Source organism: Mycoplasmopsis canis PG 14 (genome assembly GCF_001553195.1).
Taxonomy (GTDB): Bacteria; Bacillota_I; Bacilli_A; order Mycoplasmatales; family Metamycoplasmataceae; genus Mycoplasmopsis; species Mycoplasmopsis canis.
This window is the reverse complement of the sequence record NZ_CP014281.1, coordinates 750,040-766,421: the sequence shown is the minus strand read 5'-3', so window position 1 is coordinate 766,421 and position 16,382 is coordinate 750,040. Positions and strand designations below refer to the sequence as shown.

Below are 16,382 nucleotides of genomic sequence, written 5' to 3'. Positions count from 1 at the left end.
AGAAGTGATTCTACTTTCTGCAATTAAATATATATTGCTTATTTATTTTATCATAAAGTAATTATTTTTGTACAACTTTTTTTTCGTACTAAAAACGCTATATATGTTGTTTAAACATAATAAACTTCTCTTTTTATCACCTTTATTAAAAGGAATATATCTATAAAAATAGATATAAAATGTGATAAAATTATTTACAACTTAAAAAATATAAAGGAGATCTTATGTTTAATAAAATTAAAGGTACAAAAGACTATTCTTCTGTTGAACTATCAATGTTTAATATAGTGTCAAATATGTTTAAAATGGTTGTTCAAAATTCAGGTTTTAAAGCTATTGAAACACCTATTATTGAGTCTTTAGAATTATTTAAAAGAAGTTCCGAAAGCTCTGATATGGTTAAAAAAGAGATGTTTGAATTTAAAGATAAGGGTGAAAGAAATATAGCTTTAAGACCAGAAGGGACTGCGCCTTTTGTTAGAGCTTATATCGAAAACAAGTGAAATACTTTGTTTAATCAAAAGTTTTACTATGTTGGTCCCATGTTTCGTTATGAACAACCGCAAAAAGGTCGTTACCGTCAATTTTATCAAGCAGGTATTGAATTTGTTGGTGATAAAAACTACTTAAAAGATGCTGAAGTAATAATGATAGCAGCAAAAATTCTGGATGATTTTGAATTACCTTATGTTTTAAAAATAAATTCTATTGGAGACAAAGATTCAAGAGAAAATTATCAAAAAGCATTAAAAAAATACCTAGAACCATTTAAGGATCAATTGTCAGTTATTTCGCAAGAAAGATTAGAAAACGGGAATGTTTTAAGAATTCTTGATGATAAAGTGGATTCAAAATTAAATTTTATTAAAAAAGCTCCTAAAATTAAAGATTACTTATCAAATGACTCAAAAACATACTTTGAAAACTTGTGCACTTTTTTAGAAGAAAATGGGATAGAATTCGAAGTATCTAATGATTTAGTTAGAGGGCTAGATTATTATGATGAAACAGTTTTTGAATTTGTAGCAAAAACCAAAAATGCAGGTTCACAATCAACAGTAATAGGTGGTGGTAGATACTCTGAATTAATTAAAGAACTAGGGGGACCTGAAGTTTCAAGTGTTGGGTTCGGATTTGGTATTGACAGACTTGTAGATATTTTGTTGGAAGAAGGAATTTTTGATAAGGAATTTTTCGAAAAAGAAACCTATAAAGTTGGCATTTATTTTGTTGCTAGTGAAGATCAAAAAAATGTAAAAGATTTATTTCAAAACTTTTATTTACCTTTAACAAATGTGGATGGATTAGATTTATTTTTTGAATATGATTTAGTTAAAAGTAAAAAAGCATTTGAAAGAGCTAAAAAATATGAAGCTAAAATAATAGTTAGTGATGATTTTAAAAACCCTGATTTATTAGTTGCTAAAAACTTAGAAAATAATGATAGAGTTTATTTAACAAGAAATAATGATGGCTTAGATACACTTTGCAAATTTATTGTAGAAAATAGCAGTTTTGAAGATGTCAATGCGGAAGATTTATTCGAACTATTGGAAGAAGGTTATGATGAATAAAAAAATTAATAATAATGAGTTAAGAAAGTCAAACATTGGTGAAATAGTTACTCTTTACGGTTGAGTTTCAAATAAGAGAAAATTTGGTGAAATTAACTTTGTGGATTTAAGAGACAAATACGGAATTACACAAATTGTTTTCAACCAACCAATTAATTTTACAAAAGAGTCAGTTCTTGAAGTTAAAGGAGAAGTTGTTTTACGTAAAGATATAAATAGTGATTTACCAACAGGTGAAATTGAAGTATTAGTAAAAGAGTATAAAGTACTTTCAATGGCGGCAAATGAACTGCCTTTTCAAATTAGAGATGATATAGAAGTAAAAGAAGAATTAAGATTGCAAAATAGATTTTTAGATTTAAGAAGACCTATAATGCAAAAAACAATTGCATTACGTAATAAAGTAATTTTTGCAATGAGAGAATTTTTTCAAAATGAAGATTTCTTAGAAATAGAAACACCAATTTTATCAAAAGCCACTCCTGAAGGTGCTAGAGACTTTTTAGTTCCTACTAGAAAAGAAAATTCATTTTATGCATTACCACAAAGTCCGCAATTATTTAAACAATTATTAATGATTTCCGGATTTGAAAGATACTTCCAAATAGCTAGATGTTTTCGTGATGAAGATTCAAGAAAAGATAGACAACCTGAATTCACGCAACTTGATGTTGAAGTTAGTTTTAATGATGTAGAATCATTTCAAAGTTTTATCGAAAGAATGTTTCAACATGTTATGAAAAAGGTTATGAATGTCGATATAAAAATACCATTTGAAAGAGTTGAATATGATACAGCTATTTCAAAATATGGTAGTGATAAACCTGATTTTAGATTCGGGAATGAGATTAGAGATATTAATGGATATTTTGACGAAACAGATTTTGATATCATTAAAAAAGCGCCAAGCATTAGATTATTAAAGATTGCTGAAAAAATATCTAAAAAAGAATTTAAAACATTAGAAGAAATTGCTAAGAAAAATGGTGTAAATGCTTTGTTTTACTTTGTTGTAGAAAACGGTGAAATATCACATTCTAATTTTGCTTCAAAAGCAGAAATTGGAGTTAAAAAAGTAGTAAGCAAACAGGAAGAAAAAGATGGTACATATTTAATTACTGCTAATAAGTATGAGAAAGCTTCTCAAGCTTTAGGAGCGCTAAGAGTCGAATTAAACTCATGATATAAATGAGCTAAAGATGAGTTTAATTTTAAGTGAATCACAAGATTTCCAATGTTTGAGCACGATGAAGAAACTAACACATGATCAGCAGCTCATCATCCATTTACCCAATTCGATCATTCATTAGATGAGATCAAAAAATTAGATAAATCTGAAATTAAAGCTAGAAGTTATGACTTGGTTATGAACGGTTTTGAACTTGGTTCAGGATCTGCCAGAATATTTGATCAAGAAACACAAAAAACAGTGTTTAATTTAATTGGGCTTGACGAAGAGTCACAAAAAAGTAAATTTGGCTTCTTCTTAAAAGCTTTTGAATATGGTGTTCCACCACACTGTGGAATAGGGTTAGGAATTGATAGAATAGTTATGCTTTTAGCTGGTCATTCAACTATTAGAGATGTTATAGCTTTCCCTAAAAATTCTAAGAACGAAGATGTATTTACCGGAGCACCATCGAATGTCGGTGTCGATCAACTTGAAGATCTTTATTTAGAAGTAAAAGGAAAAGAATTAGTTTAATGACAAACTCAAGTTTAAATTTTTTAACAAGTAAAAAGAATCTTGAAGAATTAATGAGTATAGCCAAACCTGTAACGAGTTTGAATAAATATAAAAAAGGTATTTATTTAATTGTTATTGGAGAAGTGTTTTATATTGGCAAAACAAATTCTAAAAAAGGATTTATTTCAAGGTTTTATACGCATAATTCAAATTTAAGAAAATATAAATCAGATTTAGAAACATATGGCTCATTTGAGGAAGTGTTTAGGACTAGAAATTGAGACGGCAAACATTTGTACTCAAAAATGGGTAACGCAATTTCTGTGTACAAAAAAGAGGTTGAGTATTTTATTTTAGAAGAATACAATGACATAGAAGAGGAAACTCTAAAAAAAATTGAATCTGAATATATAAGAAAATATAAAGCAGATATTTATGGACTTAATCAATTTGAAGTTATCATATTAGCTCATACTCTTAACGGAGCTAGAATAACTAATAACGAAAAAGTTTTAAATATGTTTTTAAATTTTAATTATTTGAAAAGTACCTTTACTGAATACAAAGAAACCTTAGAATTAATTAAGCAAAATAATTGAAGAAAATATTTTTGAATTAATTTTAATTTTGTGAATTCTAGAGGTTTTTTCAATAATATAGTAAACGAATATATTCGATATAATAGAAAAACTAATATTATAGAAGGTAATAAATTTACTAAAATAGAAAAAAGTATTTTATTAAATTTAATTAAAGAAATTGAGTTACTTAGTGAAGAAATTCTTTTTGGAGAATTAATTAATTTTAAAAAAAATAACACAATTTTATTTGAAAGAGAAGTTAGAAATGAAACAAATAATAAACTTATAAAAAGAAGAACAGCGGAAAAAACAAAGCAAAAATTTTTCTATATACTTTTTTTAACAATCTTGATCATTGCCGTCGTAATAATTATTTTTATAGCTATTTTTTAAATTTAAAAAAAGAGGGATCATGAAAGAAGCAAAAGACTTAAAATATCTGCAAGCTAACTTGCAAATAATGTATCAAAAATTAAGCAATATTCATTGAAATATAAAAGGATTAGAATTTTTTGAAATTCACGAAGAGGTAGATAAATTAAGAGGTGATGTTCTTAATTTTGTTGATGAAATCGCTGAAAAAATTGTAATGAAAGGTGATTTAGCTTTAGGAAGCTATGATGAAATGCTTAAAATGAGCACAATCAAAGAGCTTCCATCAAAAGAATTTGATTTTAAAGAAGCTACAACAGTTATTGTTGAAGATTTGACATTTATTTTAACCAAAGTAGAAGTTCTTGATTGAAGCAAAAGAGTACAACCAATTATAGATGAATTAATGCTTTCATTTGATAAATGAATTTGACAATTCTCAAAATTAATTAAATAAAAGATAATAAAAAACCACGAAAGTGGTTTTTTATTATCTTTTTGTTTTATCATATGGAATACCAGCGGCAGCAGGACCATATGAGTTCTTACTTGATGCAATCATGATAATAAGAGTAATAACGTAAGGGATCATAGCTAATAGATCTCTGTATCTTGATAGTGATTCTCCTAGTACATTTACACCGTAGAATGAGAATGCTAATAAGAATGAGAAGAATAATGAAATAATAACTGAGTAAGTAATTTTTCATCTTGAAGTAATCATAATTGCTAAAGCAATGAACCCGAACCCTTGAACATCTTTAGTTAAAGAGAAGAAGTTAATTTGGCTTTGTGCGAATATTGAACCTGCAATACCTGCTATAAAACCTGCAATAGCTAATGCTTGTCATTTTATTTTATTAACATTAATTCCGGCAACGTCAGCTGCTTGTGGGTTTTCACCAACTGATCTAAATCTTAATCCTCATCTTGTTTTTCTTAATGCAAATCATGATCCTAATGCTACTATAACAACAATAACTAGTTTTAAAGAAACTATGTTTTTGTATGTTCCTATTGAAGAAGAAAGAGCTAATTCTTCCCTTCCACCTAAAACAATAACAGAACCTGCTTTTTGAACACGTGTAGTTAAGAATAGGATTACCATAGCTGCAATACCTGCTGCTAAAATGTTTATAGCAAAACCTGAAATAGTTTGATCTGATTTAAATTTAACTGTAGCTAGACCAAATAGCATACCAAACAATAAAGTAACAAGTCCTGTAAGAATCGTTAAAGGAATTTGTGATCACATGCTTGTTATATTTAAGAAGTCGGTAAATATAACACTGAATACTGAGTATATTGCTGCACCGAATACCATAAACCCGTTTATGGCAATATTAACAATACCTGCTCTTTCTGAGAAAATACCAGAAATAGTACCTAAAAGTAAAAGTGTGAAGAAGAAAAATGTATAACCTAAAATTAATTCCATATTAAATTTCTCCTTCCGCAGGTTCATGAATTTTAAATGCTCTCTTGTATTTTTCGAGAACTTTTTTATTGAATTCTAAGAATAAACTTTCTTTAACCAATTTAAATGATTGTTTTCTATTTTTTACTTGGTTTTTGTATTTGTTTTTTTCATCTCTATAATTATTTAAACCAGCTTTATTTCTTTTTTCTTGGTGAGCAAATTTTTCTTTAGAAAGTTTTGAGTAAAGAGATAATAATTCTTCTTGCTCCATTTTCTTAGAAGATTTAATTTGTTTATAGATTGAGTCTTCGTATTCTTTTTGAGTCTTTCTAAATGCGATATGCGCTTTAAAATTAGAAAAGTATAATTTAAATAATTTAATTCTTTCTGGGATAATGTATTTCCATTTACTTACATGATACACCTTGAGATTGTATCAATAGTTTTTATTAAATAATAAGTAAAGGTATTTTACAATCGATCTTATAACTCTAAATTTATAGAATATTATTGCCAATGCAGACATGAAAATAATAATACCTGTAATGATTGGGAAGAAGTCACCAGTAACTTTTTCGCTAACTCTAAAGAAACTAAATCCAATTTGTGAAGTGTTAATTAATGAATATATAATTGATGTGAATACTACACCAATAGGGCTGTTTAAGGCTATTAAAGCAATAGCTATTGCCTCAAAACCTATATTCATAGGAGCGGGTCCGGCCTCAATTCTATTATTTTTTAGAATAATTAAGAAAAATCCTGCAATACCTGATAATGCTCCTGAAATACCCATAATTGTAACTGTTAGAAGTTTTTCATTAACCCCAACATATTTAGCATTTGTTTTATTTAGACCAACCATTTTAATTTTGTACCCGATAGCTGTCTTACTATAAATAAATCATATAGCGAATACTAATAATGCTAAAAGAGCAATTCCGAAGTAAATAAAAGTTGTTTGTTGATTACTTGTAATAACTAATTTTTGAGTACCGCTAATAGGGTCAAAATAAGAAAAGGCTTCTTTACCAAAAACTTGGTTTCCTTGTGTGAATAAGAATTTTGCAACGTATGTTAATATTCAGTTTAAGAAAATTGTAGAAATAACTTCATGAACATTAAAGAATGCTTTTAAAACTCCTGAAATAAGTCCTATAAACATACCCATGATAATGAATACTATAAACATACCTGCTAAGAATTCTGTAGATATTTTATTTATATCTAACTTTAAAGCAATTACAATTGTAAAGAATATAATAGCGGGGAATGTCATTTGTCCTGATACCCCAATATTAAATAGTCCAGATTTAAATCCTATTGAAATTGCTAACCCTGAGAATGCAAAGAATAAAAAGTAAAGAATAAATGTTATTTTATTAGATTCTCTTGTTGAAATTTGAAATATGTATTGAACGAATGTAAAAATAGTTGTTTTTTGAGGATTGGTACCTGTACTTCCTATTATTCAATAAATAATAGAAGCGGCTAAAATACCAAAGAAAACTGCTCAAACAGAAGCGAAAATTTTTCTTCTACTGCTTGCTTTATCTTCGAACATAAAAAATCTTCTTGATTTTTCACCAAAGTTAATCAAAGCATTATTAGAATATAATCCTTTTTTCATTAATTCGCTCCTTTCTCGTCGTTTTTGTGTGCCATGTATATACCTATTTCTGTTCTAGTTAGATCTTTAGCTTCCTTAACTGCTAAAATTTCACCTGTATTTATAACAGCGATTTTGTCAGCTAATGCTAAAACTTCATCTAATTCATACGAAATAAGCAATATAGCTTTCCCGTTTTTCTTTTCCTCAAGAATTTGTTCATGGATGTTTTTAATAGCACCAACATCAAGACCACGTGTTGGTTGAACTATTAAAATAAAATCATGAGGAGAATTCATTTCACGTCCAACTATGAATTTTTGTTGGTTACCACCTGAAAGTTGACGTGATTGAGAGATACCATTTCTAGCACCTCTAACATCATATTTACTAATAATGTTTTTTGTTTCTTCTTTAATAGCTTTTTCTTTAAATATACCAAATCTTACATATTTACTATCTCATAATCTACGTAAAACTGTATTGTATTTAATATTGTAGTCTAATACTAAACCATGTTTATGTCTATCGCTCGGTATAAATGAAAGACCTAATTTAGAAATTTCGTATACTGATAAGTTTTCTAAATTAATATCATCTTCTTTTGCTTTAACAAGAACTTTAAATTGTTTTTCTAAAATGTAGAAATATACAACAGTTATTGCAAAAACAAATATCATAAGAGCTAATGTAACAACGTAAAACACTAAAACATTAACGTGTGAAAATAAATTAAAGTGGCTTACTAAAGCAACTATAGCCAATAAAATGAATGCAACAGTATATCCTAAGGTGATAAGAACCGAAATTGCACTGTGTCATCAATTCTTTTTAACATCATTTTTTCAAACAGATTTTGTCAATGCTCTATAAATAAAAATTACAAATCATGCTAAAGCAACTGCGTTAATAAACATAATAGCTAATCCTAATGGAGCTAAAAATGTTGTATTTAAGAGAACTAATCCGACAACAAGTGTAATTATTAAGAAAATTGAAGTAACTACAAAGCTTGATTTTGCAAGATAGATTCATCTCTTTGTTTTTGAACCAACACCATCAAAAGCAATTGATTCAATATTTTTGTTAGTTTTTATTTCTTTATTAATAGAAGCAAAGAAAAATAATGCTGCTAATAAGTATACGAATCCTCCGATAATTTTATAAATAACATTAATATCTTTGGCTTCAGGAGTAGCGACGATTAAAACTGTCGCTAAAATAAATAGCATAGTAAATAAAACAAAATTTACAATACTTTTAGTTCTATTTTTTTTGTTAATTAAATTAATTTTTTCATTAATTAATTCTGTTCTAGCTAATTTAATTGAACCTGTTGTAGGTTTTTTCATACCACTTACAACATATTCTAAGTCTGTTTGTCCATTACCTTCAACTCCGGCAATAGCAACTATTTCACCACTCTTAATTTGAAGCGAAACATTTTTTAAAGGTTTTTCACCTTCAGTCGAAACATTTTGAATATCAAGGATAACTTTGTTTTTAGATGTGTCAGAATATTCATTTCTAGCGTTTTCTACTTCGCCACCTACCATTCTGTTGGCCATTTCTTCAATAGAAACATCTTTAACAGCAAAATTACCTGTTATTCTACCGTGTCTTAGCATTGTAGCGTTATTTGCTACTTCTTTTATTTCTCCTAATTTATGTGAAATAAAAAGTATTGTTTTACCTTGTTCTCTAAATAATTTAAAAGTATTTAAAAGACCTTGAATTTCTTGATCTGTTAAAACCGCTGTTGGTTCATCAAAAATAAGAATTTCTGAATCTCTATACAACATTTTCATTATTTCGACTTTTTGTTGAGTTGCAACAGTTTCTTTACCTGTTTGTTTATTTAAGTCAAAGTGTAAATTAAATTTATTTTGAATTGTTTTTATCTTTCTAATTGCTGGACCAAAATCAATAACTTTAGTAGTTCTATTAATGTCCTCAGCTCCTAAAACGATGTTCTCTAAGTTTGTGTATACATCAACAAGTTTGAAGTGCTGATGAACCATACCAATACCTAAAGCATTAGCATCGTTTGGACCTTTGATTAATACTTCGTTGTTATTAACTTTTATTGTCCCTTTATCAGGTTCATATAAACCAAAAAGGATTGACATAAGTGTACTTTTACCAGCACCATTTTCTCCAATAAGTGCATGTATAGTCCCTTTTTCAACCTCAAAACTAATGTCTTGGTTTGCTTTGATTGAACCGAAAGATTTAGAAATATTAACAAATTCTATTGCATTAATTTTTTTCATAATGCTCCCTTTCAGTTTTTTCTAAATAGTTATAAATAACTATTTTAAATTATATAAAATTTTTTGTTTTTGTCTAGCGAAAAAAAACCGCAAAAAAGCGATTTTTTTAACAAAGAATTATTAATTATTTACTATTTTAATTAAATCATCAACAACTGTTTTAATTTCATTTTGATTTTTGTTTGTGTCTTCTTTTCTTGCTTTTGGAGCACTAACAAATGCCTTTTCATCTGTTGATAAAGCAACAAATTTTTCTTTTGCTTCATTAATAGCGCTATTCATTGCTTCTCTTTTTGCTGTATCACCAATTGTAGATTCAGCTAAAGCAACTCAACCTGCATCATATCCACCATAGAAATTATTTGTGTCACCTTGTTTGATGTGAGCTATTTTGGTTTCAACTTCTGAAATTTCAAATGCTTTAGCTAAAATAATATCATATGTAGCTTGAGCAACATTTTTAAGAACTGATGTAGCAAAGTAACCTTTATTAGCTGGTAAAGCTTTTGATTGATCAACGTCAACACCAACAACTAATCTATCCTTGTATTTTTCGTTTTTAGTAATTTGATCAACAGTAGTTAATGTAGCTGGTCCTGCAACAGGATAAACAATTTTTGCTTCTGTTCCTAACATATTTGTAACTGCAGCTGTTTGTGTGTTATCTGGTTTAAATCCAGCATTTAAATCAATAGTATCAGCATGTTTAGTTTTTAATGTTGGATTTGCATCATTAAATGCTTTAATTCCTTTTAAATAACCTGTAATAAAGTCTGTAACTCCAAAGAATGCTCCTCCACCTAATGAAGCTAATTTTCTATTTTCTTGATTATCAGAGTATTGTGCTGAAAGATATTTTGAAAGAGCGTACCCTAATTGTCATGAGGCTTGGCTAACGTCAAAGTTTAATGCATAGAAGTTTTCGTATGAAACATCTTTTAATGTAAAGTCAATACCGATAATGATAACTTTTTTAGCTCTTAATTTTTCAATATTTGCTTTAATAAATGTTTTAATGTGATCACCATGTGTGAACCCAGGAAGAACAATAACATTTGCACCGTTATCAATTGCAGCATTATATGATTGATCATATGAATCACCTGTTGGCTCAACTGCGACGAATTCAAATAGTTGTTCATCAGCTGATTTTTGTGTTTGGTCTGCAATGGTGTTTAAAGCTTCTCATGCAGATTGGTTAAATGATTTATCTGTAACTTTTCCTGTATCTGTAATTAAAGCAAATTTTAATTTTTTAGCTTTAATTTTTTCTGAAGTAGCTAAATCCATTGTAAGACTTGTGTTTCTTTGGATAACAGCAACTCTTTCGCTTGGTTGAATGTATTCTTCTTCACGTTTGTGGTATCCTGAATCACTTGTTGGTTCTCCACAAGAAATTGCAGCCAAAGGTAAAGCGATTGAGCTTATTCCGGCCATAGAAAGTAAGTATTTTTTGAATTTCATTTTTTCTCCTAAATATTTTTTGAGTTTTCTAAAATTTTATTCGTATTTTATTTGAAAAGTAATTGAATAAAATCTTAATAATTATAAATTAAAATGTGAAAATCATTAAAATTTCCACATTTTCCACATTTTTTATTTATTGATTTCTTTTACTAATGCTTCAACTAACTCGCTAAGACTTTCTTCTGAATATTCCTTATTTGAAGAATCCTTGAAATTGCTTATGAAATCTTTTTCATCTTGACTTAATTTTAGAAACTCTTTTTCTGTTTTCTCGAGTTCATTATTAATTGCTAGTCTAAGTTTTTCGTTTGATGCTGTAGAAGGAGCATAAGCTACCCATTTATCACTAAAATTACCATGTAGATGTTTTGATCCATATTCAGTTGATGAGGCTTTTGATTCAAGTGATTTGTTTTTTATACCAAAAACAAACTCATTTATTACATCATATACTGCTTGACCAATATTCTTTTGAATTGAAGTAGCAAATTTACCTTTATGTTGTGGATAAGCTTTTGATTGATCAACATCAACACCTATTACATACATATTAAGATTTCTTTTTTGTATTTCATCTAGAATAATTGCAACACCACCTGCGACAACAGGTAAAACGAATTTAGGTTTTTTATCAATCATTCCGATTGTTACTTGATTCATATTCGGGTCACCAGCTTCATATCCAGCATTTAATGCAATTTGATCAATTTGGTTAATTTTATTTGTTGTTTCACTTGATTTATTGTGCTTAAGTATACCTTTTAAATATCCAGATATAAAACTTACAACATCAGAACCACTTCCTCCACCATATACTCCAGATTTTCTTGAGTCTGAATTATTTTGCCCAGGGAATGTTTTAGCAAATGCTTTTGATAAAGCGTTTCCAACTATATATGCAGCTTCATTAATATTGAAAGTAACTTCGTATAAATTTTTAAAATTGCTTGTACTTTCAAGTCCTACCTGAAAATCTACAGCAATTATTATTACACCTTTTTCGTTTAGTTTTTTAACATTTTCTTCATTTTTTAAATAAGCTTTAATTTTTTCAGAGTGATTATACCCAGCGAGAACTCATACTTTTTGGTTTTCTTCTAATGCATTATTATAAACTTCAGTTAATTCCGTTGTTCCAGGATTTATATCTGTAATTTCTATTTGATTTTTATCATCTTTTCTAGTGTCTTCAGATAATTTGATTAAAGCTTCTCAATGAGATTGGTTAAATGATTTATCTAATGTATTTCCAGAACCATTAATTAAAGCAATTTTTATTCCTTTTTTATCTTTTATAGCATCATAATTTAATGATGAATTAGTTTCAATAACTGATATTCGATCATTTTTTTCTACAAAATTACTAATTGATGAGTCTTTTTGTTGTTCTGAATCTTGATTTGAACAAGATATTACTGATAAAGGTAGTGAAGATAAAATTAAACCACCACTAATAAGGTTTCATAAGTGTCTTTTTTTCATATTTTTATTCCTTTTTATATTTTTTATGCCTTATTATTATACGCTTTTATGTACTAATACTAATTTTGAGGTAACGATTCCACATTTTCCATATAAAAAAAGCAGTTTACACTGCTAATCTTTATTTCCTTCGAATTGTGATTGGTATAAATTATAATAAAAACCTTTTTGATCTATTAGTGATTGATGGTTTCCTTGTTCTATTATTTCTCCATTATCAATAACTATAATAACGTCGGCATTTTTTATTGTGCTTAGTCTATGCGCTATTATGAATGAGGTCTTATATTCCATTAAATGAAGCATAGATTCTTGAACAAACATTTCTGTGCTTGAGTCTATATTCGAGGTTGCTTCGTCTAAGATGAGAATATTTCTATTTGATAAAATAGCTCTAGTTAATGATAAAAGTTGCCTTTGCCCTTGCGAAATATTTGCTCCGTTATTTTCTATAAGGGTTCTATAACCATTTTCCATTCCTAGAATAAAGTCATGAGCTTTTGTCATTTTAGCTGCTTTTATAATTTCTTCTTCTGTAGCATTTGGATTTGATACTTTCAAATTATCAATAATTGTTTCATTAAATAAAAACGAATCTTGCAGAACAATTGTCATGATGTCTCTTAAATTATTTGTGTCTATTTCATTTAGTTCAAACCCATCAATTTTTATGCTACCTTTATTGTAATCATAATATTTTGAAAGCAAGTTAATTATTGTAGTTTTACCCGCTCCTGTAGGGCCAACTATAGCAATTTTTTGGCCTCTTTCAGCTTTGAAAGAAGCATTATTTAATTGATATTTTTCTGATTCTTCTAAGTATTTAAAATAAACGTTTTCAAACTCAACAGTTCCTTTAACTGATTTTAATTCATATTTATTTGTTTCATTGTTAAAAAATTTTCATGTATAAAATCCAAATAAATCTTCATTATTCGTTTCTATAAATTCATTTGTTTCTTCGTTAAAAGCGACTTTTACAATTTTAATTTTCTGATTCTTAATTATAGGTTCTTTTTCTTCTAGTAATTTTGCAACACGTGTAGTTGAAGCAACACCTGTTTGAGCTCCAAAAATAGTTCCTAATGCATTTTGAAAAGGTCCTAAAAAGTTTCAATTCAATGATATGTATGTAACTATTAATCCTGGAGTCGCTATTGAAGTAGAGTCACCAATTATTCCTGGTATGCCTCAAATTGGTTCTTTGTTAAAGAAAAATAATGTTGCTATACCTGTAATTATAAGGATAATAGAGTTTGACATCACATTATAAATGGTTTCGAAACTCCTTGAGATTAAGTCACTTTTAAAAGCAGTATCTCTAATTTCCTTTGTTATTGATTGTAGTTGATTCAATAATGGTTTTTGTTTTTCGAAAGAATTTGTTATTTTTGTGTTAGATAATGTTTCTTCAACAAATGAATTTAATTTTCCAAAAGCATTTCTAACCTGCACAAAGTGTGGTTGTGATTTTTTGATTAATAAAATAACACCAGAAAACATAATTAATGTTAGTGGTATAACAATTAAAGTTAATTTAGCAGAAACTAAAAACATAATAATTACTGCTAGAAAAATATTAATTGCGGCATTAACAACAGCGGAAAAAACTTGATTTAATGAAAAAGCAATATTAGTAACATCAACAATAATTGTTGAAATCAAGTCACCAGCTTTATTTTTGTCATAAAATCCAATATTTAATTTAAGCATTTTAGAAATTAATTTTTTTCTAATATTTGCAGCAGCACCAAAACTAACTTTAACGAAAAATCTAGTTTCTAAATATCTAAATATTCCATAAATGATATAGCAACCTGCTAAAGAACTTAAGAATATAATGAATTTAGTCATATCAAAATCTTCAAATCTTTGTTGATTTTCTGCGATTGGTTGGAAAAATATTGAAACTATTGCACCAATTAAAAAACTTCCGGCAATATAAGCAACTGCATTTATTAATGAAAAAATAGTTCCTCATATTATTGTGCTCTTAAAATCTTTTGCGAAAGAAAATAACAATTTAATTGCTTGTCATGATGAAACTTTATCTGTTTTTTTCATATTTTTCCTTTCTATTGTTCTAATTGATTGTGGTATACATCTTTATATCATTCACATGTTTCTAACAATTTTTCGTGTGTTCCGGAATCAATTATTTTTCCGTTATTTAAAACTAGAATTTTATCAGCATGTCTAATTGAATTAATTTTTTGAGAAATTATTACTGTGGTACAGTTATAATTTTTTGAAATATTTTTAATAACTTTCTTAGCTGTAATGTTATCTAAAGCACTTGTTGTATCGTCTAGAATTAAGATTTTTGGGTCAGTTAGAAGTGTTCTAGCTATAGATAACCTTTGTTTTTGGCCGCCAGATAAGTTTTTGCCTCTTTGTTCAACAATATGTTCATATTTATCACTAAAGCTATTTATAAATTCTTTAGCACAAGCTGTTTCGACAGCTTTTTCTATTTCCTCATTGCTTGCATCATCTTTTGCGAATAATAAATTAGATTTTATAGTTCCTGAATATAAAGAAGCTTCTTGGAATACGATACCCACTTGTTTGTGTAATTCATTAGAGTTAATTTGGTTCACCTCTTTATTTGCTATTTTTACATTTCCAATGTTATATTTCATATTGTTTACTAATATATTTGCTAAAGTAGATTTACCTGAACCAGTTGGCCCAATAATTCCGAGAGTTTTACCGGCACCAATTTCAAAGTTAATATTTTCAAGTGCATAACTTTCGGAAGATTCGTAATATTTGTATGAAAAATTTTTAAATTCAATGTTATATTCTGAGGCGTTTAAAGGTAATGACTCACCATGCTCTACTTGTAAATCATCATATTTAGCATCAAGAACTTCGATTATTCTTTTCGAAGAAACTCTTGCTCTAAAAAATGTTCCTAAAAATTGACCTAACATTGATATACCCAATGCCATCATAAATTCATATTCAATAAAGGTATTTAATTTAGCTATCAAATTCGCAACATCTTGGCTTGGGTTATCTGCTAAAAGTTTATATCCACCAACAAAAATAAAAACAACAACTAAATTAACAGCAAAAAAGAAAAAAGGTAAACTAATAGAAAATAAATTAAATATCTTTATTCCATTACTTAATCAATTTTTGTTTGTTTGATCAAATTTTTCAAATTGATAATCTTGCAGGTTGTAAGCTTTTATTAATCTTGCTCCGTGAATTATTTCATTAACTGACTTAGTGTTAGCATCAATAATTGTTCTACCTTTAATAATTAATGGCATTACTTTTATTAATATATAAATAATTGAACCTATTATAAGAGGAACAATTGCAACAATTGCTCAAGTTAAAGTTAGATCAGTTAATAAAGCAAATGTTAAACCGAAAACAATGAAAAGTGGAGCTTTAATTAAAGCTGTTGTGGCACCAACTAGAAAATCTCAAAAAACAGCAACATCATCATTTATTCTTGTCATTAAACTTTCTATACTAAAATGAGAAATATCCTTTAAACTTAATTTTTGATATTTTATGTATAGTGCATCGCGGTAAAAATTAGATGCATTTTCACCTGCTCATATTATTATAACTAGGCTTAAAAAGGATGTTATAGCACCCCCAATAATTAATCCTACTGTGCTAGATATCAAAATAGTTAAAGCATTGCTAAAATTATCAGTTGTGTATATAGCTATTTTAAATATTTCTATTTGATATTCGCTTTTTGCGTTAATTAAGAGTGGTAGAAATTGCGAAATAAAAATAGGGGTAAGCATGATTAATCCTACATTTACAACTAAAATTAAAATACCTAATAAAAAATGAAGTTTGATTTTAGTAGGCAAAATACTAAACATTTTTATCATAATTTCCTCCTATATTTATGAAATATTTTTTTGTATAAATTTATAGAAATT

At 27.7% G+C, this 16,382-nt stretch carries 11 protein-coding genes; 4 read left to right on the top strand and 7 right to left on the bottom strand.

Annotation, left to right across the window (positions count from 1 at the left end; translation table 4 throughout):
• Positions 1-224 precede the first annotated feature (224 nt).
• The 4 genes from hisS to AXW82_RS03010 are packed head-to-tail and all read left to right on the top strand — an operon-like array spanning position 225 to position 4,671.
• Positions 225-1,574 (top strand): histidine--tRNA ligase, encoded by a 1,350-nt coding sequence (gene hisS / locus AXW82_RS03025; protein WP_004795268.1) that lies wholly within the window; start codon positions 225-227, stop codon positions 1,572-1,574.
• Positions 1,567-3,279 (top strand): aspartate--tRNA ligase, encoded by a 1,713-nt coding sequence (gene aspS, locus AXW82_RS03655; protein WP_004795270.1) that lies wholly within the window; start codon positions 1,567-1,569, stop codon positions 3,277-3,279. Before hisS ends, aspS begins: the two co-directional genes overlap by 8 nt.
• Entirely contained in the window at positions 3,279-4,235 is a 957-nt protein-coding gene (locus AXW82_RS03650) for a hypothetical protein (RefSeq protein WP_004795272.1), read from the top strand. The genes aspS and AXW82_RS03650 overlap by 1 nt, the downstream gene beginning before the upstream one ends.
• A 19-nt stretch (positions 4,236-4,254) precedes the next feature.
• On the top strand, positions 4,255-4,671 hold the full coding sequence (locus AXW82_RS03010) for a Dps family protein (RefSeq protein ID WP_004795273.1): 417 nt from the start codon (positions 4,255-4,257) through the stop codon (positions 4,669-4,671).
• Positions 4,672-4,704: 33 nt separating this feature from the next.
• On the opposite strand, the gene AXW82_RS03005 is transcribed toward AXW82_RS03010, so the two are convergent.
• The 7 genes from AXW82_RS03005 to AXW82_RS02975 all read right to left on the bottom strand — a co-directional run bounded on the left by AXW82_RS03005 (position 4,705) and on the right by AXW82_RS02975 (position 16,331).
• Positions 4,705-5,652: an ABC transporter permease gene (locus tag AXW82_RS03005; RefSeq protein WP_004795274.1), complete on the bottom strand. Its 948-nt coding sequence runs from the start codon at positions 5,650-5,652 to the stop codon at positions 4,705-4,707.
• 1 nt (position 5,653) lies between these two features.
• Positions 5,654-7,264, bottom strand: a complete 1,611-nt coding sequence (locus tag AXW82_RS03000) for an ABC transporter permease (protein ID WP_004795276.1) — start codon at positions 7,262-7,264, stop codon at positions 5,654-5,656.
• Positions 7,264-9,516, bottom strand: coding sequence for an ATP-binding cassette domain-containing protein (locus AXW82_RS02995; protein WP_004795279.1), 2,253 nt, complete (start codon positions 9,514-9,516; stop codon positions 7,264-7,266). The genes AXW82_RS03000 and AXW82_RS02995 overlap by 1 nt, the downstream gene beginning before the upstream one ends.
• 120 nt (positions 9,517-9,636) lie before the next feature.
• A complete protein-coding gene (locus tag AXW82_RS02990; protein WP_004795281.1) occupies positions 9,637-10,980 on the bottom strand; it encodes a BMP family ABC transporter substrate-binding protein in 1,344 nt (447 codons plus the stop codon).
• Between the two features lie 132 nt (positions 10,981-11,112).
• Positions 11,113-12,465, bottom strand: a complete 1,353-nt coding sequence (locus tag AXW82_RS02985; protein ID WP_004795284.1) for a BMP family ABC transporter substrate-binding protein — start codon at positions 12,463-12,465, stop codon at positions 11,113-11,115.
• A 114-nt stretch (positions 12,466-12,579) separates the two neighbouring features.
• Positions 12,580-14,529: an ABC transporter ATP-binding protein gene (locus tag AXW82_RS02980; protein ID WP_004795285.1), complete on the bottom strand. Its 1,950-nt coding sequence runs from the start codon at positions 14,527-14,529 to the stop codon at positions 12,580-12,582.
• Between the two features lie 11 nt (positions 14,530-14,540).
• A complete protein-coding gene (locus tag AXW82_RS02975) occupies positions 14,541-16,331 on the bottom strand; it encodes an ABC transporter ATP-binding protein (protein WP_004795287.1) in 1,791 nt (596 codons plus the stop codon).
• Positions 16,332-16,382: the final 51 nt, after the last annotated feature.